Origin of the sequence: Streptomyces sp. NPDC091287 (genome assembly GCF_044768525.1) — a bacterium.
Lineage (GTDB): Bacteria > Actinomycetota > Actinomycetes > Streptomycetales > Streptomycetaceae > Streptomyces.
On the sequence record NZ_JBIVUV010000008.1, the window covers coordinates 332,726 to 354,834 of the forward strand.

Sequence of the window (22,109 nt, forward strand, 5' to 3'; positions counted from 1 at the left end):
CGAACGGTCCGCCAGGACAGGGCGAGCGCCCCTAGGCGCTCGCCCTGCGGCGCCGGGCGCCGGCCTTCAGGCCTTCGGGCGGCCCATCGCCCGGTACGTCCACCCGGCCTCGCGCCACACCGCGCTGTCCAGGGCGTTGCGGCCGTCCAAAATGATCCGGCGGGCGGCCACCTCGCCCAGCTCCGCCGGGTCCAGCTCACGGAACTCGCGCCACTCCGTCAGGTGCAGCACCACGTCCGCCCCGCGCACCGCCTCCAGCGCGGAGTCCGCGTAGCCGAGCGTCGGGAACAGCCGCCGGGCGTTGTCCATCCCCTTCGGGTCGAACACGGTCACCTGGCCGCCCTGGAGGTGGATCTGCCCGGCGACGTTGAGCGCGGGGGAGTCGCGTACGTCGTCGGAGTCGGGCTTGAACGCGGCGCCCAGCACCGCCACCCGCTTGCCGAGGAACGAGTCGCCCCCCACCGCCTCCCGGGCCAGCTCCACCATGTGGCCGCGGCGGCGCATGTTGATGGAGTCGACCTCGCGGAGGAAGGTGAGCGCCTGGTCCGCCCCCAGCTCGCCGGCGCGCGCCATGAAGGCGCGGATGTCCTTGGGCAGGCAGCCGCCGCCGAAGCCGATCCCGGCCCGCAGGAACTTCTTCCCGATGCGGTCGTCGTGCCCGATGGCCTCCGCGAGCTTCACGACGTCCCCGTCGGCGGCCTCGCACACCTCGGCCATCGCGTTGATGAAGGAGATCTTGGTGGCCAGGAAGGAGTTGGCGGAGGTCTTCACCAGCTCGGCGGTCGGGAAGTCCGTCACCACGAACGGCGAGCCCTCGGCGACCGGCCCGGCGTAGACCTCGCGCAGCAGCTTCTCGGCCCCCTCGCTCGTGACGCCGACGACGATCCGGTCGGGGTGCAGGGTGTCCTTCACGGCGAAGCCCTCGCGGAGGAACTCCGGGTTCCAGGCCAGCTCGGCGTCGGCACCCACCGGAGCGAGCTCCGCGAGGCGGGTCGCGAGGCGGGCGGCGGAGCCCACCGGGACGGTCGACTTGCCGACGACCAGGGCGGGCCGGGTCAGGTGCGGGGCCAGGGAGTCGAAGGCGCTGTCGACGTAGCTCATGTCGCAGGCGTACTCGCCGTGCTTCTGCGGGGTGTTCACACAGACGAAGTGGACGTCGCCGAACTCCCCGACCTCCTCCCAGGAGGTGGTGAAGCGCAGCCGCCCGGTGGAGCCCTCGATGCCGGCGACGTGCCGCTGGAGCATCTCCTCCAGGCCCGGTTCGTACATCGGCACGCGGCCGGTGGAGAGCAGCTCGATCTTCTCCGGCACGACATCGAGCCCCAGGACCTCGAAGCCCAGTTCGGCCATGGCCGCGGCATGGGTGGCGCCGAGATAGCCGGTGCCGATCACAGTGATCCTGAGGGCCATGGAGTGCTCCTGGGAGATGCGGACGGACGTGCGGACCGAGCATAGTCGGGCAGCGGAAGGCCGGAATTCACCGCTCCATCTGTCCACTGCATCGCATATGTCCCACCCCTGTCGGGAAGCTCACGTGTAGGGCACGTATGCCGTCGGGCGGTCGGCGGACTAAAATTGAGTTACTTAACGGTAGTTAGCATCTGGGGAGTGAGCGTCTTGGCGGGTTCGACCGATTTCGACCTGTACCGTCCGGCCGAGGAGCATGACATGCTCCGCGAGACCATCCGCGCGCTCGCCGAGACGAAGATCGCCCCCTTCGCCGCCGCGGTCGACGAGGAGAGCCGCTTCCCGCAGGAGGCGCTGGACGCCCTGGTCGCCTCGGACCTGCACGCCGTCCACGTCCCGGAGGAGTACGGCGGCGCCGGTGCCGACGCGCTCGCCACGGTCATCGTGATCGAGGAGGTGGCCCGCGCCTGCGCCTCCTCCTCCCTGATCCCGGCCGTGAACAAGCTCGGCTCGCTCCCGGTGATCCTCTCCGGCTCCGAGGAGCTGAAGCGCAAGTACCTGGGCCCGCTCGCCAAGGGCGACGCGATGTTCTCGTACGCCCTCTCCGAGCCGGACGCCGGCTCGGACGCGGCGGGCATGAAGACGAAGGCCGTGCGCGACGGCGACTTCTGGGTCCTCAACGGCGTCAAGCGCTGGATCACCAACGCGGGCGTCTCCGAGTACTACACGGTCATGGCCGTCACCGACCCGACCAAGCGCTCCAAGGGCATCTCCGCGTTCGTCGTCGAGAAGTCCGACGAGGGCGTCTCCTTCGGCGCCCCGGAGAAGAAGCTCGGCATCAAGGGCTCTCCGACCCGCGAGGTCTACTTCGACAACGTGCGCATCCCCGCCGACCGGATGATCGGCGAGGAGGGCACCGGCTTCGCCACCGCGATGAAGACCCTGGACCACACCCGCATCACCATCGCGGCCCAGGCCCTCGGCATCGCCCAGGGCGCGCTGGACTACGCCAAGGGGTACGTCCAGGAGCGCAAGCAGTTCGGCAAGCCGATCGCGGACTTCCAGGGCATCCAGTTCATGCTCGCCGACATGGCGATGAAGCTGGAGGCGGCCCGTCAGCTCACCTACTCGGCCGCCGCCAAGTCCCAGCGCGTCGACGGCGACCTCACGTTCTTCGGCGCCGCGGCCAAGTGCTTCGCCTCCGACGTCGCCATGGAGGTCACCACGGACGCCGTCCAGCTGCTCGGCGGCTACGGCTACACGCGGGACTACCCGGTCGAGCGCATGATGCGCGACGCCAAGATCACCCAGATCTACGAGGGCACCAACCAGGTCCAGCGGATCGTGATGGCGAGGAACCTGCCGTAACTGGGTTTTCACAGGTCAGCGGCCGTTCTCGATGGCTCGCGGGCCGTGATCGGCTCCCTGTCCGTCCGGGACCGTTTCGGGCCGATCATGGGCACCATGCTGGGGAAATCCTGGGCTGACGCTGGGCGGAAAACCGCCCCTCACCTGCACAAACACCACGACCCTCGGCCCTCTGCCGGGGGTCGTTCGCGTGGGTTCCCCTCCGTCAGTTCCAGCGGGGGCGTTCGTGTGTCCAGGAGATCAGCGCTTGACGCTGCGTACGATCAGGGTTCCGATGTGTCCCTCGGTGGGGGCGTCCAGGACGGTTGCGTCGATGTCCTGGAAGCCACTCTTGGCGAGAAGCGCGGACCACTTGCGGGGTGTGTAGCTGTGCCGGTAGGTGAACATGGCCTTGCCTGCGAAGCCGCCTTTGTACATGCCCTGGGGGCCGTAGGCCCCTGGGATGGCCGGAGGTTGCGAGAAGACCAACGTGCCACCAGGGTTGAGCCGCTCGGCGATCAGCGGGAAGAGCTTCACCGGGTCGGTGAACCAAACCGCGCCGAAGATCGAGTAGATGGCGTCGTACGTCTCCGTGCTCGCCGCGAGGTGCTCAAGCACTTCCGCACAAATGAACTCCGCCCCCGTAGGCCCCCAGTGTTCGGTCAGGTGCTTGACGGCGACCGGAGACAGGTCCAAGCCCGTGACCTCCACTCCCTGGTTCAGGAGGAACGCCCATGCCCGCCCGGTACCGCAGCCGATTTCCAGTGCCGTTCTTGGCGAACCCAGGAGTTCAGGCCCTGGGCCGTGTCCGGCGTACTGCGTCCAGCAGAGCACCGGTTCAGCCTCCAGGGCCTTGTTTCGTCCACGGTGAATCCGTTGTCCCGCAGGATGTCGGCCGTCCGCGTCACGGTGCCGTCGCAGCGCCGCAGGATCAGGGGAGCGTGGTGCTTGTACTGGCCGCTGTTGTATTCGTCGCACAGGGCGAAGTACAGCGGAGTGTCCAGGATCAGGGCGTGAACGGCCACGTCCACCGTGTGGCCGACGCCCATGTCCACGCCCTTCCGCTCCATGGCGGTGATCGTGTAGGCGATGGCCTGGCCCAGCAGCCGTTCGGCGGTGTTACGGGTCATGACGCTGTTGTCGCGAAGCAGAAGAGCGATTTCTCGATCCCACAGCGTCGGTTCGGTGTCGGTGATCAGGTGAGGCACTCGATGGGCCAGTGCGTTGAGGATGATTTGTGGCTCACGGGTGCGGTTCTGAACGGCTGTGCTCATGGTGCGTGCCTCCGGGGAAAAGGGTTGCGTGGAGCGTGCGGGCCGGCCAGTTGTGTTCAGACCCTGTCCCGGATGCGGCGCTCGCTCTCGGGAGCGCCTGGGTTGTCCGCGTGAACAGGGCAGCGACACAGCGGGAAGCGGTTCGACGCGGAAGGCTCTGAAGCGGGTGCCACCTCATGTTTTGGAACCCGCTCTGTGATGCCGTCCCTCGTCACTCGATAGACCGCGATGGTCATCGCCATGCTTGCCTCCGGCTGTCAACTGGCTGTGCCAAGAACAGTAGGAAGGGGGGCAGCCAGGCAGGGCGGATGTTGCATGGTGTTGTAAGTCTTCATTCCTCGGTAGCGTCGAGGGCCTTCCTGATCAAGGCTCTGGCATTCGAGCCGTACACAGCGGCTCGTGCCAGCTGAGCGAACGCGCCCAGGTACACGTCGATTTCGGCTCGATTCGTCACCCGGACCATGGCGGTCAGCGTTTCCACCTGAACTTCGCGATCATCGAATGCGTAGAAGGATTCGATGGGCCATACCGGGCGGCGTGACATGTGGGGGATGATTCCGAAAGCCAGGTTGGGGTGCCCGATGACGGACATGAGGTGTTCGAGTTGTTGCGCATGCTGCGGAGGGTCGGTCATCGGCATGTACAGGGCCGATTCTTCGATGAGGACGGACACTTGATTGCCCCGCAGAGTGGCGGCCGAGCGTTCCAGACGCGCCTGTACGGCGTCCTCGACGTCGTCGGGAAGACTCCTGAAGCGACGGACCTCACGGAGAATGCCCCGCGCGTACCCCTCTGTCTGGAGCATCCCGGGGAGGACCCCGCAGCTATATACCCGGAAGGAGCGTGTCTTCTGGTAGATGCCGCTGCGTTGGGCCTTGCTGAGGCCGCCCTTCAGGTACTGGGTCCACTGGACGTACAGGGTCTTGGCCGTGCGCGTTGTCTCTATCAGCGCTTCAGCTTCTTCGGGCCTTCCGCATGCCGTGCACCATGCGCGGATGTCGGCGGGCTTGGGGATCGTCTTCCGGTGCGTGATCCGGTGAGTCTTGGAACGGTCCCAGCCGCACAGAGCGGCCAGCCGGGCCCCCGACAGGTCGGCGTCTTCCATCATGCGAGTAAGCCGGTCGGCAACTGCCTTATGGGCCTCTTCAGCGGTCGACAGCGGTGAGGTCATGGACTGGCCGCTGCTCTGTTAGACGTCGTACTTGTTGTGCGGGACAGCTCGCTCCCAAACCGCCTCGAACATGTCAGCACACCGTGCCGCTACGCCCGCGTCTTCTGTGAAGTCCGTGTGCATCCAACGGCCGTCACCGTCAAAGACGTTGAACTGGACTAGCTTGCCGTCGAAGAGCCAGAAGTCGTTCCCGGGCAACAGCAGGTGGGATGCCTGCCGACGCGGAAGCCACCGGACGTCCTCCCCGCAAGCGACGTTGCCATACGTGACGTCGTGCTCCCACTTGATGTAATCCGAGGCTGGCTCACCCACCACCCTCGCGCGGCGCACCGTCACACCTCGGGCGGTGATGTTCTGGATGAGGCCGTGCCAGTCATCGCGCCACCACGACGAACGGTCGTCCCAGTCCTTGCGCTCCCCTGCTAGCCAGGCGTCGAAGGCAGGGTGTTCCCCGGGGACGGCATACGCGTCGCGGGTCTCAAGGTGGACCGCTGAGTGCTCACACTGCCTGAGCAGTTTGGCGAACTCAGCCAGACTCTGCGACACGGATAGCCTCCTTGAGAAGCGGGATCATCCTCGGTTCCAGAACGATCAGCGTCTCATCCTCGGCTCGCGGCGAGTCGGCCACGGTCCGAGCCTTGACGTCTTCCCCAGCTCGCCGCCCCTGTACGAGTAGCCGTCGGTCGTCATCCACCCAGACCGCCGGGCACCCGTTCACGTCGGACTCGGGATCTTTGCCGATGAAGGTGTAACCCATGGTGCGACCTCCCGCTGCGTGTGTTGCATTGCGTTGCAGTCTGTTACATGATCCTCACCCTTTGGGTTGGCGAGGTCAAGAGGGCAGTTGTCGGTCGCGAGCACGACGAGGCGCGCGCCCGTCATCGCAGCATCCTGACCAGCGGTTGGTCCCGCGTGATCATGGGGAAATGCTGGGGGAGACCCTCCGTAAGGTGGTGTTCGTGCGGGTCAGAGCGATAGAGGCTGTAAAAGCACCCAGATCTACGAGGGCACGAACCAGGCCCAGCGCATCGTGATGGCGCGCAACCTGCCGTAACGCCTTCTGTCGAACGGCCCCCGGTGCAGAACGCCGGGGGCCGTTCCCAAAGGCTCCGCCCACAGCGGAGTGGCGGACGCTACCGTGGCGCGACGGCCGCCAGCTCTCCCCGTACGGCCGTTCCGTCCGGCCAGGTCCATCCGGCGACGAGACGGCCCGACGCTCCCTGCTCGGCTTCCGACGCCCGCAGGACGCGGTTGATACGGACGTCGCCCCCCTGGTCGGCACCGGCACCGGCACCGTGCACGATGACGGTCAGGTCGGGGGTGTCGCTCACGTTCTGCTGCTGCGGCTTCGCCTCGCCGCGCAGAAGGGCGCGCAACTGCCCCAGCACCACCGGGTCGTGGGCGCCGTCGTAGAGCCACCGGGTGCCGAGCACCCCGTGCTCGGAGGTGCCGATCAGCGCCTCGTCGGGGGCACCCTCCAGCGCCGCAGCGCGGTAGCCCAGCGGCACCAGATACGCCACCGGCTCCTGCCCGGCCGCGTCCGCCACGACCATGAACTCGATCCCGACCTCCCCTTCCGGGTCGTCCAGTCGGAACCCGCCGGCCTTGACCAGGTCCGGCGTCTCCCCGGAGCCCACGTACCAGCTCTGTTTCGGCAGCCAGCCGGAGAGCAGCTCCAGCTTGGTGGGCGTCATGGTGGTGCGGTGGATGGTTGCCATACGGGCTCCCTGAGGCGTAGGTCCGGGCCCGCCCTCACGACGGGTGTGTCCGAACCTACGGGGAACGGGTGCTCCGAGCCCAGGGAGTTCGGCCGCCCCTAGGGTGGAGCGATGATCATCTGGCTGAACGGAACCTTCGGCGCGGGCAAGACCACCACCGCGAAGGAGATGACCTCGCTCCTCCCGGACTCCCGGCTGTTCGACACCGAGAAGGTCGGCGAGATGCTCTGTCATGTGCTCGGCGTGCCGGAGAAGGACTTCCAGGACTTCCCGCCCTGGCGGGGCCTGGTGGTGGAGACCGCGCGGCAGGTGCTCGACCACGTGGGCGGAACGCTGGTGGTCACGCAGACGGTTCTGGTCGAGTCGTACTGGCAGGAGATCCACGACGGTCTGACGCGGGCCGGTATCCCCGTGCACCACGTCCTGCTGCACACGGACCGGGACACGCTCGTCGAGCGTATCGAGACCGACAGCCAACCCGAGAGCGCCGGCGCCCGGCAGTGGCGGCTGGACCATCTGACCGACTACGAGCGGGCCCTGTCGTGGCTCCGCCGGGAGGCTCGGGTGGTCGACACGACGGGTGTCGTGCCCGCCGAGGTGGCGCGGACCGTCCTGCACGGGGTGCGCGCCGGCTGACCGGTCGGGCAGGGGCGGGGCGCCGGTCAGGCAGGGCCCTGGGGCGCCCCGTCCGGGCGTGTCAGCGGACGACCTCGAAGACGTTCTTCTGAATGCCGTTGGCGTACGCCTCGTGCTCGACCAGCTTCAGCTTCTGGGCGTCCTTGTCCGTGTCGCTGAACAGGCGCTTGCCCGCGCCCAGCAGGAGCGGGAAGACGAGCAGGTGGTACCGGTCGATCAGGTCGGCGTCCGCGAGGTTCCGGTTCAGCTCGGTGCTGCCGTGGACGATGATCGGTCCGCCCTCGGTCTCCTTCAGGGCGGCGACCTCGTCGAGCGACCGCAGGATCGTGGTCTCGCCCCAGTCGGACACCAGGTCGCCGTCGGTCAGCTTGGTGGAGACGACGTACTTCGGCATCGCCTTGTACCCCGTGAACTCCTCCATGCCCGGCCACACCGGGCTGAACGCCTCGTAGCTGGCCCGGCCCAGCAGCAGGGCCGTGGCCTCGTCCTGTTCCCGGCTCTTGAGCTCGTACGCCTCCGGCAGGAACTCCATGTCCTTGAACGTCCACCCCGAGTTCCGGTAGCCGGGCTCGCCGCCCGGGGCCTCCATGACGCCGTCGAGCGAAACGAAGGCGGTGCTGATCAGGGTGCGCATCAGGTCTCCTGGCTGTGTCGGGGCGGGATCCGGTCGGTGCCCGCCTCGCCTCTCAGTCTTACGGAAGTACAGACCGCGCACCCCGCGAAAACTCATCGGTCCGCACCGCTCACCACCCCCGACCGCCCCCGGACCCGGCCGGTAGCCTCCCTCCCCATGACCGAACTCGACAGGCTGACCGCCCTCTTCAGCGCCCTGGGGGCGGATGACGACGCCCGCGACTGGGCCGAGTCCGAGGCGGAGGAGGGGCTGCCGCAGCTCGCCCGCTACCGCCTCCTGCGGACGGTGTGGCAGGACGTCGACGCCTGGGGCACGGCGGCCCCGCAGTGGGTCGACGCCTACCGCAGCGACGGGGCGGCGGCCGACGCCGTCGACCGGGCCCTCGCGGCCGGGCTCACCCCCGAGGACCTCGGCGCACTGGCCCGCGAGGTCGCCAGGGAGACCGCGTTCGGCGTGCTGTACGCGCTGGCGGACCCGGCGGACGGGTCGCTCCCGGCGGAGGTCGAGGCGCAGTTGCCGGGCTGGCGGCTGGCGGAGCTGACCCCGGCCGGCGCACCGACCGGCCGCCATCTCGACGCCCTCCACGAGGACTTCGCCGAACTCGAACCGAAGGGGATCGTGTCGTGACGGATGCGACCGAGGTGGCCACCCCCTTCGACCACGCCGAACGGCGCATCTGGTCCGGCAAGGCCGAGGCGTACGCCCACACCTGCGCCCGGCTCTGCGCCCACCCGGCGGCGGCCCTCCTCGACGCCGCCGGGGCAGGGCCCGGCAGCCGCGTCCTCGACGTGGGCTGCGGCAGCGGCACCGTCAGCGCCCTCGCTGCCGGGCGCGGTGCGACGGTGCACGCTGTCGACGCCGAGCCCGGCATGGTGGGGGCGACCCGAAGGGCGGTCCCGGAAGCCGTGGTGCGCACGGCCCGGTTGCCCGAACTTCCCTATGCGGAAGACACGTTCGACGCGGTCGTCGGCAACTTCGTCCTCAACCACGTGGGCCGCCCGCGCGAGGCGCTGGCCGAGCTGCGCCGGATCGCCCGGCCCGGCGGCCGGGTCGCGGTCACCATCTGGCGGTCGCCCGGAGCCCCCGGCCAGGCACTGATCGGCCGCGCGGTGCAGGCGGCCGGGCTCACCCGCCCCGACTGGCTCCCCGCGCTCGCCCCCGAGGACGACTTCCCCCGTACGCCCGAAGGGCTCGCCGCCCTCCTCGACGGGGCCGGGCTTCTCGGCGCTGAGTGCTCCGAGGTCGCGTGGGAGCACCGCTGTGACCCCGACACCTGGTGGGCGGGGGCGGAACGAGGGATCGGCGCGATCGGCCAGGTCCTCAACAGCGGGGGCGCGGAGGGGCTGGCGGCCGCCCGGCAGGCGTACGACGAACTGTGCGCCGAATTCCGTGCGGGGGACGGCCTGTTGGCGCTGCCGCACGCCGCGTTGCTGGCACGCGGGAGAGCGTAGGAGCAGGTGCCGCGTACGGGTTCACTTGCCGACGATGCTCCACGTGCCGTCGCCAACCTCTGCGGAGTCGTCGAGGGCGGCCCACGCGGCGTCGTCGAGCTTGAGGGCGTCGCGGAGGTAGGCGGAGATCGCGTCGGCGACGAGGGCGACGCGGACGGGGTCCTCGTCGGTGGTCTCGGCGGCCATCTCGCCGGCGAGGCCGCCCAGGGTGTGCTCGCCCTCGGCGATGGTGAGCAGGCTCTTCGGGGACGGGCTGAGGTGGTAGGCGTCGGTGAACCACTCCGGCCCCCGGGTCGAGAGCTGGGACTGGTCCTTGCCGCCCGCTATGACCAGGGCCGGGGTGGTCATGGTGGAGTAGTCCGGCCTCATGAACGGAAGGTGTTCGGCCGCGAACGGGGTGAGTGTGTCGCCGGTTCCGGTCGCCGCGATCAGCGCGCCGGCCGAGACGGCGGGGTGGGAGAAGTCTTCTCCGGGAACGCCGTCGGCGTCCAGTACACGCGCGCCGAGGATCGCGCCGGCCGTCTGGGCGCCCCAGGAGTGGCCGACGACCGCGACGCGCTCATGGTCGACGCGGGTCTCCAGGCCGCCGGCCCGGACAAGGATGTCGCCGAGGCCGTCGAGGACCGCGTGGAGGTCGGCGATCCGGACGCGCCAGATGGTGGCGAAGCGCGGGTCGTCCCACCCGATGCCGTTGCGGCGGGAGTCCAGGTGGGTGGGCTGTACGACGATGAATCCGGCGGCCGCCCACCGGTCGACGAGGGGTTCGTATCCGTCCAGGGACCATCCGTTGCCGTGGGAGAACACGATGACGGGAAGGTTCTGGCCCGACAGCGGGGCGGTGACCTTCACCTGGAGATCGCCGCTGCGGCCGGGCGCGGGAACGGAGATGGGCTTGACCGCGACGATCCGCCGGTCGAGGTGGCTGGAAGGCATGGTGGACCTGCGCTTTCTCCATGGGACCGCTCTGCCATACTTTGGCGGAGCGTCGTTCCGCCAATTTAGCGGAACATTGTTCCGCGAGCAAAGGGAGGGCCTCGTGCCGGAATCGGTCGGAGTACGCCAGGCGCAGGCACAGCGCACCCGCGACGGCGTGCTGGCGGCCGCGTCGGCGGTCTTCGTGGAGCAGGGTGTCCAGGCCCCCGTCCGCGACATCGCCGAACGAGCCGGGGTCGGCGTCGGCACGATCTACCGGAACTTCCCGACCCGGGCGGACCTCGTCACCGCCGTCTACCGGCACCAGATCGACACCTGCGCCGCACTCGCGCCCCGGCTCCTGGAGGAATCGGCCTCCCCGTTCACCGCCCTGACCTGCTGGACGGACGCGTTCGTGGAGTTCCTGGTGACGAAGCACGGCCTCGGCGCCGCCCTGGGGTCCGGTGATCCAGGGCTGGAGAACCTTCACGCCCTCATGCTCGACACCTTGGTCCCGGCCTGTGCGACGCTGCTCGACGCCTGCGTCGCCGCCGGCGAGATCGGCCCGGACGTCACCGCCTACACGCTCATGCGCGCCATCGGAAACCTCTGCATCACCGGCCCCGACTACGACCAGGCCGACGCCGGGCGCATGGTCGCGACCCTCCTCGCCGGATGCCGTCGCCAGGCGTAGCGGCAGGACCCGGCCGCGCGCCGGGGGCGTGACGGCCGGCACGCGTCACGGTTGCTTCTTCGCCGGAGGGTTCACCTGGTGGAGGGGGCGCGCCGGAGTCACCTGCCGTAGATGGACGAGTACGTCGAACCACTCGCCCGGGGAGCCGCCCGTCATGTGGTGATCGGTGTCGCGTCGAGGGTCGTGGCGTGGTCCGATGAGCCGCGACTCGGCGGTCCGGGTGAGCCAGTCGGCGACCTCCCGCGGAGCCTCCGCGCGGAGGTCCAGCAGGTAGTCGCCCGTGGTCTCGTCGTCCAGTACCGACTCCATCAACGGTGGTACGGGGCCGGGCACCCGGAAGGCCGGGGCGGCGGTGTAGGTGGCCAGTTCACCCGCGCCGAAGGTGAGGCCGATCGACAGATACCGTGTGCCGAGGTGCTCGCGCAGGTGGCTTCCCGCGTTACGGGACGGAGAGGCCGGGTCCGGCGGAAAGCTGACGACCCTGGTGCGCGCGTCGGCGGTGTGGGAGCTGGAGGACCAGAACAGCATCCTGTGGCCGGTGTGCCGTTGCCACCACAGGACGTTCTCGGCGAAGAACTGCTCGTAGCAGGCCATGTTGTGCGGGTCCAGCGGATCGTCGTCGTGGTCGTGGAGCTCGTAGTACTGGACGATCAGCCGCGCGTTGTGGAGTGCCCACGCATATCCGTCATGGACCGGCGCTCCCGCCACCAGGTCGTGCGCCGCCTGTGCGCGGTCGCGCCAGGGCCGTCTGTCGGGCAGCGCCCGGAATCGGCTTGTGTGCGCGGACACGTCACCCGGGGGGCGGAGGTTCGCGTAGTACCGCTCCAGTTCGTCCACCAGCCCGGGTGCGGTCCCGCGCACGTAGTCGGCCACCGTGTCGTACGTCGACGCCCCCGTCTCATGAGGGCTGACCCCGATCAAGCGGACCGGATCATCCGGGTGCGACTCGTTGAAGGCACGCATCCACCGGAGGAGGGTGAGGATCTCCTCGGTGCGGCAGAACGGCTCGGCCGCCTCCAGCAGTGCCACGGGGTCCCCGGCCCCGGTGCGGATGTGGGTGTCGAGCCGGGCGGCGAGCGTCCAGTCCTGGTCGAGGGCGACTGTTCGGAAGCCCGCCTCGTCGACCAGCAGACGGGCCATGCGCGTCTGGAGGGCGGCAACCTGGTGTGCGCCGCACGTCCCGGCGCCGTAGCCCACCACGACCGTCCGCTCGGGGACCATGCCGAGCAGCGGCCGTAGGTCGTCCAGTGGTTCCGACGCGTCCACGGTGGTCAGGGAGTGCGCCGTCTCCCTGATCCAGCTCCGGACCGCCGCTTGCTGTTCCGTCGAGATCGTCATGGCGTCACCTTCGAGCCTCAACTCCGGTTGAGGTCAAGCCCATTCGCAGGTCGCTACGTCTCGCTACGCCTCGCTACGCCTATGCCGCCTCCCAGTACTGGGCCCGGCAGTCGCGGCAGTGGCCCGGGGCCGGGGAGCGGAAGGCGCGGTCACAGCCCTCGCAGGTCTGGAAGGGGGTGACGGGCGTCCTGCGGACCGGGGCCAGCTCCTGGGCGCCGGGGAGCGGCGGTGGCAGGAGCACGGTGAGGCGGTGTCTGACGATCTTCGCCGGGTACTTGGGCGGCTGCGGAAGCTCGGTCGTCAGAGCGTGACGGATGGCGTCGGGGTGCGCGCCCCGCTCCAGCCAGGCAGCCGCACCGGGCACCAGCTCCTCGACATCGTCCTCGGAGAGCACGAGCTCCGGCGCGTGACGCCGAAGGTCGGCGAGGAGCGCGGAGGCGGCCCGGTGCAGCTCCTGGGTGAGCTCGCGGGGCTGCGGGAGCGGCCGGCGCGGCGGCTTGGGCGCGATGCGCGATGGTACGCGGACCGGCGGGGGCGCTTCCTCCGGTACGGGGGTGGGCTCGGGCGCGGGCAGGGGCACAGGCGCAGGCGCAGGCGCGGGCAAGGGTGCGGGCACCACGGGCGTCACCACCGGCACCGGCGCCACCGCTACCGGCACCGCCACCGCTACCGGCACCACTGCCCCGCCCATCAGCAACGCCCCCGGCTGGTTGCAGAACACCGTCCGGGTGATCATCCGGCCGTTCGGCAGCCTTTCGCGGGTCCGGTGCAGATAGCCGTGGGTCTCCAGCTCGCGCAGGGCGGCGGCGATCGTCGTCTCGCCCTCGGCGAAGCGGGCCGCGAGCGCCTTGATGCTGACCTGGGACCCGGCGGGCAGTGACTGGATGTGTACGGCGATCCCGATCGCGGTGAGGGAGAGCTCGGCGTGCTGCGCGAGGTGGTTGCCGACGACCGTGAAGCGGATCGTGTGCGGGATCGTGACGTGGATGACGCCGGAGAGCGGCAGTGGTCCGGGAACCTCTGCCAGGGCGCGGGTGAGAGCGATATCGTGCTGGGTATCCATCGGGAAGATTCGCCTTCCTTGGTGGTCAGGTCCTCGCTCGGGATTGCCGTCCCGGCGGGGGCCGTCTCATGTCTGGGGTTGTGTGTCAGCGCGAGCATATGCCTGCCAACCCGTCCGAAATCCAGCCCAGTTGGCGCATCTCACCCATGTGGGTGACCGGACCGTCCCGCAGTTGACCACCGGGATCAGGTGGGGTGGGGTTGGGTATTTTCTCTTGGTTCTTTAGGTAGTTGACGTCGTGGCCCACCGGGTCGCGGTGGGCCACGACCCGGTCGGCCTCCACCGGATCGTGGCGCGCCACGACCCGGTGTGAGCAGCGATTTCGGGTGGATCTCCGGGGATCCGTCACTCGGCCCGGGTAGCCGCCGCCCCCAGCGCCGTCCACGTCCCGTGACTCCAAGGGCCTCGCCGGGCCGCAGCTCGGCTTCACCTCCGCCGCCTGGGCCGACTTCGTCCCGTACGCCTCCGGTTCGGAATCCGGCAGCTGAAGCACACCCACCACCCCGCACGCTCCGAGCGCGCTCGGCCCCCACGGGCGGTCGGGCGCGCTCGTCGGCGTCGGCGCCAACTCCGGTCGACGGGGACCCTTTGCGGCGGAAACCCTGACACCGACACCCCCCTTCGGCACACTGAGTACATGAACGCTCACCCGGAGAAATCGCCGGACCACCTCACGATCAACGTCACCCGTCACGACGACCCGGTCTCCGAGGTCACCGAGGCGGACGCGTTCGCCTCGGTCCGCAAGTACCCGAACATCGTGGTCCGGGGGCCCCTGTTCGGGCTTGCCGAGCAGCGGCGCGGCGACCGGCCGCGCTGGCGGCTGCTGGGTGAACTGGACTGCGGCTTCCCGCAGATGGCCCGGGACGAGCTCAACTCGCTGCTGTGGTTCAGGGCGAGGGACGACACCGAGGACCCGGCGGTGCGGAGGTCCCTGCTGGACGCCGTGGCGCGGCTGGAGGTCGAGGCGACCGACGAGGTGTCGGCGGACGGCATCCGCTACCGGGTCGTGCGCGCCGACGAGTTCGCCCGGATCGGTGGCGACCGTCTGGAGCCGCCCCGGGCTACCGACCCGGACGACGACAGCTGGGACCTGGACGCACCCGACCCCTGCCGCACCGAGGGCTTCGTGGTCGACCACGCGGCCGCCGTCGGGCTGACCGAGGGGATCGACCGGGCCGGGCTGCTGGGGCTCTCCTACACCGCCGCCCGCTTCCCCGATGACGTACGGGCCGACTCCCGGCGGGCGTTGACCACCCACCCCGGGGTCGTGCTCCTCCCGACGACGTTCCGGGTGGTGGAGCGGAAGGAGTTGACCTGGTCGATGGTGACCGGACAGTACTCGACCCCGCAGGGCGCCCGCCGCGCCCTCGTCCACCACCTCACCCGGCCCGTTCCCCAACTGCCGGACCTTCCGGACATGCCGGAGCTGCCCGCCTGGATGAAGGTGGACGAGAAGGAGGCGGCCGTAAACGAACGGGCCGCGAAGAAGTTCATGGCGCGTCGCAGGGCCAACGAACTCATCGTGCGGGGAAAGCGGTTCGAGGTCGTCCGGGTCGAGCGCATGATGCGGATCGGTCCGGACGGGCCGGAGAAGTCGCGCCCGTCCGACGTGGACGACTACGGCCCCTCCCAGATCCACCCCCTCATGGACGAGAAGGGGAACATCACCTACGGCACGTAGCGACCCCGGCAGACGGAAGGGCGCCGGGCAACAGCCCGGCGCCCCTCAACGGCTCTGTTCGCGGCCTCAGTTGCCCTTGACCGTGACCTTCTCGTCGTTGTTCAGCTGCTCCACCAGCTGCTTCACCTTGGCCTTGTCCCAGACCAGGTTGCCGTTGGTGCTGCCCGAGATCGGGATGTTCATCGACGTGCCCTCGCCGCCGGTGACGCCCTTCATCGCGAAGAACATGTTGCCCAGCGCCCAGAGCGACATGTCCTTGTCCACGATCAGCGTGTCCAGGCCCGCGCCCATCGTCGGGTACAGCTTGAACGGGTTGATGATCGTGGACGGGGTCGCCGTCTGGCTCGCCAGCGCCGCGAGGAACTTCTGCTGGTTCTTCGTACGGTCCAGGTCGCTGCCCGCGAACGCGTACCGCGTACGGACGAAGGCCAGGGACTGCTCGCCGTTCAGCGTCTGCTTGCCGGCCTGGAAGTCGGCGCCGGACTTCTTGTCCTTGAAGGCCTTCGGAATGTCCAGCTCGACCCCGCCGATCGCGTCCACGATCTTCGCGAAGCCGCCGAAGCCGATCTCGACGTAGTGGTCGATGTGCAGCCCGGTGTTGAACTCGACCGTACGGACGAGGAGTTCGGGGCCGTCCTCGGCGTAGGCGGCGTTCAGCTTCACCTGCCGGCCGGTGCCCTGGAACTTCTTCCCGGACTCGGACCCCACGAAGGACGGGATCTCGACGTTGGAGTCGCGCGGCAGCGAGATCAGCGTCGGGCCGTTGGAGCCGTCGTGCAGGATCATCATCGAGTCGGTCCGCTTGCCCTCCGCGGAACCGGTGCGCAGCCGCTTCTTCTCCTCGGCCGACATGCCCTCACGGCTGTCCGACCCGACGATCAGGTAGTTCGTGCCGTCGCCGGACTCCGGGCGCTCGATGACCTTGGCGAGGTCGACCTCGCGCTTCAGCTTCGAGTCGGCCCAGAAGTACGTCGAGATCGAGACCGCGAGCACCACGACCACCAGGGTCAGCGCGCCGAGCTTGATCCGGCGGCGCCAGTCCGGGGCCGGGCGGCCGTGGACGTAACCCCCGTCACCGCCGCCGCGGCGACCGCCTCCGCCGCCCCGGCCGTCGGATCCGCCGCCACCCGAGCCGTAGACCTGGCCCGTGTTGTAGCCGCTGTCGTACCCGGGGTCGGGGCTGTTGCCGTAGCCGCCGTCCTGGTAGCGGTCGTCGTATCCCTGACCCTGCTGCGGCACCTGGGGCCTCTGCGGCGGCGCCGACGGCCCCTGCGGGGCGGGGCGGCGCTGGATGTGCGGCATAGCCCGCGCACTCTCGGGCTGGGGGTTGGCACTGCCCCGCCCGTAGCGCTCGCTGCGGTCGCCGGTCCGTCGATCGGGCCAATCGTTCATCCGAACAGTGTGCCGTCCCGGCCCACAGCTATTACAGGGTGTAAGGGAAATCGCACCAGGGCTGTTGCGAACCTGATGCATTCTGCGGGACGCGGGCCCCCGCATAAGGTGGACTGTATGACAGATCAGGCCACCCGCCCGGAGGGCGAGATTCCGGGCAAGCCGACCGCGGCGTCCCGGACCACCCTCAGCCACATCATGACCGGCAGCGACACCAACCTCCTCGGCACGGTGCACGGTGGCGTGATCATGAAACTGGTCGACGACGCCGCCGGCGCGGTGGCCGGCCGGCACTCCGGCGGACCCGCGGTGACCGCATCGATGGACGAGATGGTCTTCCTGGAGCCGGTCAGGGTCGGTGACCTCGTTCACGTACGCGCACAGGTCAACTGGACCGGCCGCTCCTCGATGGAGGTCGGCGTCCGGGTGATGGCCGAACGCTGGAACGAGTCGACCCCCGCCCAGCAGGTCGGCAGCGCCTATCTGGTCTTCGCCGCCGTGGACGGGGACGGCAAGCCGCGCAGCGTACCCCCGGTGATCCCCGAGACCGAGCGCGACAACCGGCGCTACCAGGAGGCGCAGATCCGGCGCACCCACCGGCTCGCCCGCCGCCGCGCGATCAAGGAGCTCCGCGAGAAGCGCGCCGCCGACGGCATCGACGACTGAGCACCCGTACGGTCACCGGCGACGTCCGAGCCACCCGGCCCGGTACGGTCACCGGCGACGTCCGAGCCACCCGGCCCGGTACGGTCACCGGCGACGACCGAGCCACCCCGTACGGCTTCCGAGCCACGGCCACCGAGTCGCGGCCTCCGATTCGCGGCCACCGGGCTACGGGCAGACCACCTCGTCGCCCGTCACCGTGGAGAACTCGCCCGCCTCCCGGTTCTCCGCCTTCACCCGCTGCACCTTCGTGAAGTCCGAGCCCACCGTCACCTTCAGCTGCGGGCCCTGGCCCTTCACCGCCTTCAGCTCACTCCCGGGCAGCGCCGTGGCCAGGGACTTCGCCGACCGGTCCCAGCGCGGGTCGTACTCCACGACCGTCCGCTTCAGCTCCCGCACCTCCCCGTTGAGCGGAGCCTCGGTGGTGGTGAAGCCGGTCGCGCGCAGCGCCTCGTCCACCGTCCGGCCGAGACCGGCCTTCGGGGTCCCGTTGTAGACCTGCACCCGGATCTCCTTCGGCGCCACGTCCACGAGCGTGGCCGGAGGCTTCTTCGGACCGGCCGCGGGCTCCGGCTTCGACGGGGCCAGCGGCTTGTCGTCGCGCAGGGCCTGGAACAGCTTCTTCGCCTTCTTCGCGTCCCACTGCACCGTCGAGCCGATGCCCTCGACCGGGAAACTGGGATTGCCGATGGGCACGGAGGCGAACTCCGACGAGGCCGGCCCGAAGTCCTTCATCGCCTTGCCGAGCGCCAGCATCTGCTCCGTACCGAAGCCCTCGTCGGCCCGGACCGAACCGAGCGCCGAGGCGGAGACCTGCTGGAACTTCACCGGGTTCAGCAGCACCCCGCTGCTCGTCGCCTGCTTGATCAGCGCCGCCAAGAACTTCTGCTGGCGTTCCATCCGGCCGAGGTCGGAGGCCACGTCCACGTGGCGTGAGCGCACGTACTGGAGCGCCTGGCCGCCGTCCAGCTCATGGGTGCCCGCGCGGAGGTCCAGCCCGGTGTACGAGTCCTTCATCGGCCGCGCCGTACAGATCTTCACCCCGCCCACCGCGTCGACCGTCTTCATGAAGCTGGTGAAGTCGACCTCCAGATAGTGGTCGATCTTGACCTTGGTCATGTTCTCGACCGTCCGCACGGTCAGCGTGGGCCCGCCCTCCGCGTACGCGGCGTTCAGCTTCACCGGGTGGCTCTCGTGGCGCTTGCCCGTGGTGCGGTCGGTGTGGGCGGGCATCTCGGCGTAACTGTCCCGGGGGAGGCTCACGACGCTCGCCCGCTGCCGGTCGGCCGAAAGATGGACCAGCATGATCGTGTCGGTGCAGTGGCAGGGCGCACCGCCGAGCTTGTACTTCTTCTTCTCGGCCTTGGTGATCGTGTCCCGGCCGTCGGTGCCGACGAGCAGCAGATTCGTGCCGTGGCCCCCCTGGGGGCGGTTCTTCATGTCCTTGAACGGATCGACCCGGCCGATCCCGCTCTCCAGGCTGCTCACCACGGCGTGCCCGATCCCGCCGGCCCCCAGCACCAGCACCGACAGGCCCGTGGCCACCCGCATGCCCCAGCGCGGCCGCTCGTCCTGCTTGCGGCGGCGAACCGGCTGGGTGCCCTGGGGCGGGCGGCGGCGCGGGGGAGTGGTGCGGGGGTGCGGCGGTCGCTGCGGTGCGGGCACGGGGGAGACACCTCCGGGGCGCAAGGGAGACACCTCTGCGGTGCAAGGGGACCATCGCACGGTAGGCCCATACGATCTCCGCCCCGGCCCGTGACCCGGCGGCGCGCACCGGTATCCCCCATTCGCGGTAACGTGGCGGCCGAATAACGCCACCTCCCGGGGCGCCCGCCTCCCGCGGCGCGGCACCCCCGGCGCCCCCGAGGACCACCCGAGGACCACATGTCTGCCGCGCAGTACCCCGCCGTCTCCGTGATCATGCCGGTGCTCAACGAGGAACGTCATCTCAGGAACTCGGTCCGGCACATCCTGGAGCAGGAGTACCCCGGTGAGATGGAGATCGTGATCGCGCTCGGCCCCTCCGCCGACCGTACGGACGAGATCGCCGCCGAGCTGGTCGCCGAGGACCCCCGGGTCCACACCGTGCCCAACCCCACCGGCCGCACCCCCGCCGCCCTCAACGCGGCGATCAAGGCCTCCCGCCACCCCGTCGTCGTACGGGTCGACGGCCACGGCATGCTCTCGCCGAACTACATCGCGACCGCCGTCCGCCTCCTGGAGGAGACGGGCGCGCAGAACGTCGGCGGCATCATGCACGCCGAGGGCGAGAACGCCTGGGAGGACGCCGTCGCCGCCGCGATGACCTCCAAGATCGGCGTCGGCAACGCCGCCTTCCACACCGGTGGCCAGGCGGGCCCGGCCGAGACCGTCTACCTGGGCGTCTTCCGCCGCGAGGCCCTGGAGCGGGCCGACGGCTACAACGTCGAGTTCATCCGCGCCCAGGACTGGGAGCTGAACTTCCGCATCCGCGAGGCCGGCGGGCTCATCTGGTTCTCGCCCGAGCTGAAGGTCCAGTACCGCCCGCGCCCCACGGTGAAGGCGCTCGCCAAGCAGTACAAGGACTACGGCCGCTGGCGTCACGTCGTCGCCCGCTATCACTCCGGCTCGATCAACCTCCGCTACCTGGCTCCGCCGACCGCCGTCGTCGCCATCGCGGCGGGTCTGGTCCTGGGCGCGGCCGTCACCCCATGGGCCCTGATCGTCCCCGGCGGTTACGTGGCCGCGATCGTCGCCGGGTCGCTGCCCGCGGGCAAGGGACTCCCGCTGAAGGCCCGCGCACAGATCCCGGTGGCGCTGGCGACGATGCACATGTGCTGGGGCTTCGGCTTCCTCACCAGCCCCCGGTCCCTGGCCAAGCGGGTCATCGCGAGCCGCCGCCCGGCGATGAACGGCAGCAGCGAGACCGTCTGACACCGGTAGCCCGACGCGTACGAAGGGCCCCACCGCTCGGCGGTTTCTAGGGGCCCTTCGCGTACACGTGTCGTTACGGCGTCACCAGGTGTAGTTCGGGTTCACCTTCATGCAGGCCTTGTCGTCGTCGCCGTTGAGGGCGCCCGCCGACTCCGGGGTCTTCTCCTTGCCCTTCGACACCGGGTAGGCCCCGTCCTCGCGCCAGTCCGCGCCCACGGCGAGCGAGATCCCCGAGACGTCCGTGGACTTCTTCACCTGCGACAGCGGAACCCCGAGCGCCTTGGCGACCGCCTGCGCGTCGCCCTCCAGATCCGCGCTCGGATACAGGATCGCCGTCCGTGCCGCCCCGGTCACGTTGCCCGGGTCGACGGTGGCCTTCACGAAGCCCGCGTCCTTCAGCTGCTCCATCACGTCACCGGCGCGCCCCGAGGCGGGCCCGAGCGCGTCCGTGGCGGTCCCGTTCCGCACGGCGACCGCGATCTCGCCGACCGGCGCCGACGGGTCCTTCGCGGCCTCAGGCTTCTTCCGCTTGGAGGCCTTGCCGTCCAGCGGGACGTCGTCGCGGACCATCCGGAACAGCTGCTCCGCGTCGCCCGCCTTCGGGTAGACCCGGCCGTTGTTCGTGCCGGTGCCGTACACGTTGGGCATGGTCGACATCGTGATGCGCTTCGTGGGGACCTTCTTGAACTCCTCGGCCAGGTCGTAGAGCTTCTTGACCGTGTCGAGGCCCTTGTCGACCGTCAGCGCCTCGGTGGCCGCCTCGGCGAGGTTCATCAGCTTCGCCGGGTCGGTGAGTTTGGTGCCCTTGCGCAGTTGGCGGACCATCGCGTTCATGTACTGGTGCTGGGCCTTCGCCCGCCCCAGGTCGGTGTTGTCCTCGAAGCCGTACCGGGTGCGCAGCCACTGGAGGGCCTGCTCGCCCTTGACGTAGGTGGTGCCCTTCTCCAGCTTCAGCCCGGAGCCCTTGCCGTCTTGGCCACGGGAGTTGATGTTGGCGTCGACGCAGACCGGGACGCCGCCGATCGCGTCGGCCATCGAGACCACACCGGCGAAGTCGATCATCATGAAGTGGTCGATCCTGATGCCGGTCAGCTCGTACCAGGTGGCCACCGTGCACCCCGGACCACCGCGGCCCAGGCTCTGGTTGGTCTGTACGTCCGTGGTGCTGGCGGGGAAGACCTCGCCGTCCGGGGCCGTGCACTTGGGCATCTTCAGCATGGTGTCGCGCGGCATGCTGATCACGGAGAGGTTGCTGCGGTCCGCGGAGATGTGGAGCAGCATCTGCACATCGGCCAGCGGCGGTGCGCCGAAGGTCTCCTTCGCCCCGCCCAGCTTCTGGTTGGCCTTGGAGTCCCGGGCGTCGGAACCGATGAGCAGGATGTTGAGCGGGGTCTGCCCGGCGGCGTTGGCCTTGTGATCGGCCATCTGCTTGTCGCCGAGGGTCAGATCCTCTTTCTTGATGTTGCCGTTGAGGTGCTCGTAGTAGAGATAACCGGCGCCGCCGGTGCCGAGTATCAGCACGGCGAGCACGGAGGCGCTCCAGCGCAGCACACGCCGCTTGGCGCTCTTGGGCGCACGTCGGCTGCTGCGCGCCCGGGCGCCGCCGCCGTTTCCGTCCCGGGCTCTGGCCGCCCGACGGCCGCCCTCCGGCGCCCCACGGCCACCTGGCTCTTCCCGGCCCCCCGGCCCGTCGCCGTCGCCCTGCCCTTCGCCCCCGTGCGGGCTCCCGTCCCAGCCGAGTTGATCGGCGCGGCGGACGCGTGACCGCGTCCTCTCCCCGGGCGTGCTGCTCCGTCCCACCGGACCCCCCAT

At 69.8% G+C, this 22,109-nt stretch carries 22 protein-coding genes and 1 pseudogene; 9 read left to right on the forward strand and 14 right to left on the reverse strand.

Going from position 1 to position 22,109, the window contains the following annotated elements:
* Positions 1-66: 66 nt before the first annotated feature.
* On the reverse strand, positions 67-1,410 hold the full coding sequence (locus ACIQRW_RS16475) for a UDP-glucose dehydrogenase family protein (protein WP_403760168.1): 1,344 nt from the start codon (positions 1,408-1,410) through the stop codon (positions 67-69).
* Positions 1,411-1,617: 207 nt separating this feature from the next.
* Between ACIQRW_RS16475 and ACIQRW_RS16480 the strand changes: the two genes are divergently transcribed.
* Positions 1,618-2,775 carry an acyl-CoA dehydrogenase gene (locus tag ACIQRW_RS16480; protein ID WP_215106737.1) on the forward strand — a complete coding sequence of 386 codons (1,158 nt, stop codon included), beginning with the start codon at positions 1,618-1,620 and terminating at the stop codon, positions 2,773-2,775.
* Between the two features lie 240 nt (positions 2,776-3,015).
* On the opposite strand, the gene ACIQRW_RS16485 is transcribed toward ACIQRW_RS16480, so the two are convergent.
* The 6 genes from ACIQRW_RS16485 to ACIQRW_RS16510 all read right to left on the reverse strand — a co-directional run bounded on the left by ACIQRW_RS16485 (position 3,016) and on the right by ACIQRW_RS16510 (position 6,917).
* On the reverse strand, positions 3,016-3,588 hold the full coding sequence (locus ACIQRW_RS16485) for a class I SAM-dependent methyltransferase (protein WP_403760171.1): 573 nt from the start codon (positions 3,586-3,588) through the stop codon (positions 3,016-3,018).
* The gene (locus ACIQRW_RS16490; RefSeq protein ID WP_403760174.1) at positions 3,474-4,028 is read right to left on the reverse strand and encodes a hypothetical protein; all 555 of its coding nucleotides are present in this window, start codon (positions 4,026-4,028) and stop codon (positions 3,474-3,476) included. Before ACIQRW_RS16490 ends, ACIQRW_RS16485 begins: the two co-directional genes overlap by 115 nt.
* Positions 4,029-4,359: 331 nt before the next feature.
* Entirely contained in the window at positions 4,360-5,199 is an 840-nt protein-coding gene (locus tag ACIQRW_RS16495; RefSeq protein ID WP_403760177.1) for a DUF5753 domain-containing protein, read from the reverse strand.
* A gap of 18 nt (positions 5,200-5,217) precedes the next feature.
* Positions 5,218-5,745: a DUF6879 family protein gene (locus ACIQRW_RS16500; protein WP_403760180.1), complete on the reverse strand. Its 528-nt coding sequence runs from the start codon at positions 5,743-5,745 to the stop codon at positions 5,218-5,220.
* Entirely contained in the window at positions 5,726-5,956 is a 231-nt protein-coding gene (locus ACIQRW_RS16505; RefSeq protein WP_403760183.1) for a hypothetical protein, read from the reverse strand. Before ACIQRW_RS16505 ends, ACIQRW_RS16500 begins: the two co-directional genes overlap by 20 nt.
* Before the next feature lie 376 nt (positions 5,957-6,332).
* Positions 6,333-6,917, reverse strand: a complete 585-nt coding sequence (locus ACIQRW_RS16510) for a 1,4-alpha-glucan branching protein (RefSeq protein WP_403760187.1) — start codon at positions 6,915-6,917, stop codon at positions 6,333-6,335.
* A 111-nt stretch (positions 6,918-7,028) separates the two neighbouring features.
* Here ACIQRW_RS16510 and ACIQRW_RS16515 point away from each other — a divergent pair, with 111 nt between their 5' ends.
* A complete protein-coding gene (locus ACIQRW_RS16515; protein WP_403760190.1) occupies positions 7,029-7,553 on the forward strand; it encodes an AAA family ATPase in 525 nt (174 codons plus the stop codon).
* Between the two features lie 61 nt (positions 7,554-7,614).
* On the opposite strand, the gene ACIQRW_RS16520 is transcribed toward ACIQRW_RS16515, so the two are convergent.
* Positions 7,615-8,187, reverse strand: coding sequence for a dihydrofolate reductase family protein (locus tag ACIQRW_RS16520; protein WP_403760193.1), 573 nt, complete (start codon positions 8,185-8,187; stop codon positions 7,615-7,617).
* Between the two features lie 156 nt (positions 8,188-8,343).
* On the opposite strand from ACIQRW_RS16520, the gene ACIQRW_RS16525 reads away from it, so the two are divergent.
* Positions 8,344-8,814, forward strand: coding sequence for a hypothetical protein (locus tag ACIQRW_RS16525; RefSeq protein ID WP_403760196.1), 471 nt, complete (start codon positions 8,344-8,346; stop codon positions 8,812-8,814).
* Positions 8,811-9,638, forward strand: coding sequence for a class I SAM-dependent methyltransferase (locus tag ACIQRW_RS16530; protein ID WP_403760198.1), 828 nt, complete (start codon positions 8,811-8,813; stop codon positions 9,636-9,638). The genes ACIQRW_RS16525 and ACIQRW_RS16530 overlap by 4 nt, the downstream gene beginning before the upstream one ends.
* 21 nt (positions 9,639-9,659) lie before the next feature.
* Here the strand turns inward: ACIQRW_RS16530 and ACIQRW_RS16535 are convergent, their stop codons facing one another.
* Complete coding sequence (locus tag ACIQRW_RS16535; protein WP_403760201.1) at positions 9,660-10,571, reverse strand: alpha/beta hydrolase family protein; 912 nt, start codon at positions 10,569-10,571, stop codon at positions 9,660-9,662.
* Positions 10,572-10,674: 103 nt separating this feature from the next.
* Here ACIQRW_RS16535 and ACIQRW_RS16540 point away from each other — a divergent pair, with 103 nt between their 5' ends.
* A complete protein-coding gene (locus ACIQRW_RS16540) occupies positions 10,675-11,244 on the forward strand; it encodes a TetR/AcrR family transcriptional regulator (RefSeq protein WP_403760204.1) in 570 nt (189 codons plus the stop codon).
* Positions 11,245-11,289: 45 nt separating this feature from the next.
* Here the strand turns inward: ACIQRW_RS16540 and ACIQRW_RS16545 are convergent, their stop codons facing one another.
* Together ACIQRW_RS16545 and ACIQRW_RS16550 are read right to left on the reverse strand one after the other, a co-directional pair.
* Positions 11,290-12,582, reverse strand: a complete 1,293-nt coding sequence (locus ACIQRW_RS16545) for an erythromycin esterase family protein (protein WP_403760207.1) — start codon at positions 12,580-12,582, stop codon at positions 11,290-11,292.
* Between the two features lie 79 nt (positions 12,583-12,661).
* Positions 12,662-13,645 carry a helix-turn-helix domain-containing protein gene (locus ACIQRW_RS16550; protein ID WP_403760210.1) on the reverse strand — a complete coding sequence of 328 codons (984 nt, stop codon included), beginning with the start codon at positions 13,643-13,645 and terminating at the stop codon, positions 12,662-12,664.
* A gap of 319 nt (positions 13,646-13,964) precedes the next feature.
* Here ACIQRW_RS16550 and ACIQRW_RS16555 point away from each other — a divergent pair.
* Both ACIQRW_RS16555 and ACIQRW_RS16560 read left to right on the forward strand, forming a co-directional pair.
* Positions 13,965-14,133, forward strand: a pseudogene (locus ACIQRW_RS16555) (DUF397 domain-containing protein).
* Positions 14,134-14,282: 149 nt separating this feature from the next.
* A complete protein-coding gene (locus tag ACIQRW_RS16560; protein WP_403760212.1) occupies positions 14,283-15,329 on the forward strand; it encodes a DUF5954 family protein in 1,047 nt (348 codons plus the stop codon).
* A gap of 66 nt (positions 15,330-15,395) precedes the next feature.
* On the opposite strand, the gene ACIQRW_RS16565 is transcribed toward ACIQRW_RS16560, so the two are convergent.
* A complete protein-coding gene (locus tag ACIQRW_RS16565; protein ID WP_403760215.1) occupies positions 15,396-16,721 on the reverse strand; it encodes an LCP family protein in 1,326 nt (441 codons plus the stop codon).
* A 117-nt stretch (positions 16,722-16,838) separates the two neighbouring features.
* On the opposite strand from ACIQRW_RS16565, the gene ACIQRW_RS16570 reads away from it, so the two are divergent.
* Positions 16,839-17,387 carry an acyl-CoA thioesterase gene (locus ACIQRW_RS16570; RefSeq protein WP_364874419.1) on the forward strand — a complete coding sequence of 183 codons (549 nt, stop codon included), beginning with the start codon at positions 16,839-16,841 and terminating at the stop codon, positions 17,385-17,387.
* Between the two features lie 165 nt (positions 17,388-17,552).
* Here ACIQRW_RS16570 and ACIQRW_RS16575 read toward each other — a convergent pair whose 3' ends face one another.
* Entirely contained in the window at positions 17,553-18,935 is a 1,383-nt protein-coding gene (locus ACIQRW_RS16575; protein WP_403760326.1) for an LCP family protein, read from the reverse strand.
* Positions 18,936-19,268: 333 nt separating this feature from the next.
* Here ACIQRW_RS16575 and ACIQRW_RS16580 point away from each other — a divergent pair, with 333 nt between their 5' ends.
* Positions 19,269-20,297, forward strand: a complete 1,029-nt coding sequence (locus tag ACIQRW_RS16580; RefSeq protein WP_403760218.1) for a glycosyltransferase family 2 protein — start codon at positions 19,269-19,271, stop codon at positions 20,295-20,297.
* An 81-nt stretch (positions 20,298-20,378) separates the two neighbouring features.
* Here ACIQRW_RS16580 and ACIQRW_RS16585 read toward each other — a convergent pair whose 3' ends face one another.
* Positions 20,379-22,109 (reverse strand): LCP family protein, encoded by a 1,731-nt coding sequence (locus ACIQRW_RS16585; protein WP_403760221.1) that lies wholly within the window; start codon positions 22,107-22,109, stop codon positions 20,379-20,381.

Bases quoted from the DNA above. Each gene is read 5' to 3' on its own strand.
- ACIQRW_RS16475 (WP_403760168.1), bottom strand. From the start codon at position 1,410: ATGGCCCTCAGGATCACTGTGATCGGCACCGGCTATCTCGGCGCCACC.
- ACIQRW_RS16490 (WP_403760174.1), bottom strand. From the start codon at position 4,028: ATGAGCACAGCCGTTCAGAACCGCACCCGTGAGCCACAAATCATCCTC.
- ACIQRW_RS16495 (WP_403760177.1), bottom strand. From the start codon at position 5,199: ATGACCTCACCGCTGTCGACCGCTGAAGAGGCCCATAAGGCAGTTGCC.
- ACIQRW_RS16505 (WP_403760183.1), bottom strand. From the start codon at position 5,956: ATGGGTTACACCTTCATCGGCAAAGATCCCGAGTCCGACGTGAACGGG.
- ACIQRW_RS16510 (WP_403760187.1), bottom strand. From the start codon at position 6,917: ATGGCAACCATCCACCGCACCACCATGACGCCCACCAAGCTGGAGCTG.
- ACIQRW_RS16515 (WP_403760190.1), top strand. From the start codon at position 7,029: ATGATCATCTGGCTGAACGGAACCTTCGGCGCGGGCAAGACCACCACC.
- ACIQRW_RS16520 (WP_403760193.1), bottom strand. From the start codon at position 8,187: ATGCGCACCCTGATCAGCACCGCCTTCGTTTCGCTCGACGGCGTCATG.
- ACIQRW_RS16525 (WP_403760196.1), top strand. From the start codon at position 8,344: ATGACCGAACTCGACAGGCTGACCGCCCTCTTCAGCGCCCTGGGGGCG.
- ACIQRW_RS16535 (WP_403760201.1), bottom strand. From the start codon at position 10,571: ATGCCTTCCAGCCACCTCGACCGGCGGATCGTCGCGGTCAAGCCCATC.
- ACIQRW_RS16545 (WP_403760207.1), bottom strand. From the start codon at position 12,582: ATGACGATCTCGACGGAACAGCAAGCGGCGGTCCGGAGCTGGATCAGG.
- ACIQRW_RS16550 (WP_403760210.1), bottom strand. From the start codon at position 13,645: ATGGATACCCAGCACGATATCGCTCTCACCCGCGCCCTGGCAGAGGTT.
- ACIQRW_RS16560 (WP_403760212.1), top strand. From the start codon at position 14,283: ATGAACGCTCACCCGGAGAAATCGCCGGACCACCTCACGATCAACGTC.
- ACIQRW_RS16565 (WP_403760215.1), bottom strand. From the start codon at position 16,721: ATGAACGATTGGCCCGATCGACGGACCGGCGACCGCAGCGAGCGCTAC.
- ACIQRW_RS16570 (WP_364874419.1), top strand. From the start codon at position 16,839: ATGACAGATCAGGCCACCCGCCCGGAGGGCGAGATTCCGGGCAAGCCG.
- ACIQRW_RS16575 (WP_403760326.1), bottom strand. From the start codon at position 18,935: ATGCGGGTGGCCACGGGCCTGTCGGTGCTGGTGCTGGGGGCCGGCGGG.
- ACIQRW_RS16580 (WP_403760218.1), top strand. From the start codon at position 19,269: ATGTCTGCCGCGCAGTACCCCGCCGTCTCCGTGATCATGCCGGTGCTC.
- ACIQRW_RS16585 (WP_403760221.1), bottom strand. From the start codon at position 22,109: ATGGGGGGTCCGGTGGGACGGAGCAGCACGCCCGGGGAGAGGACGCGG.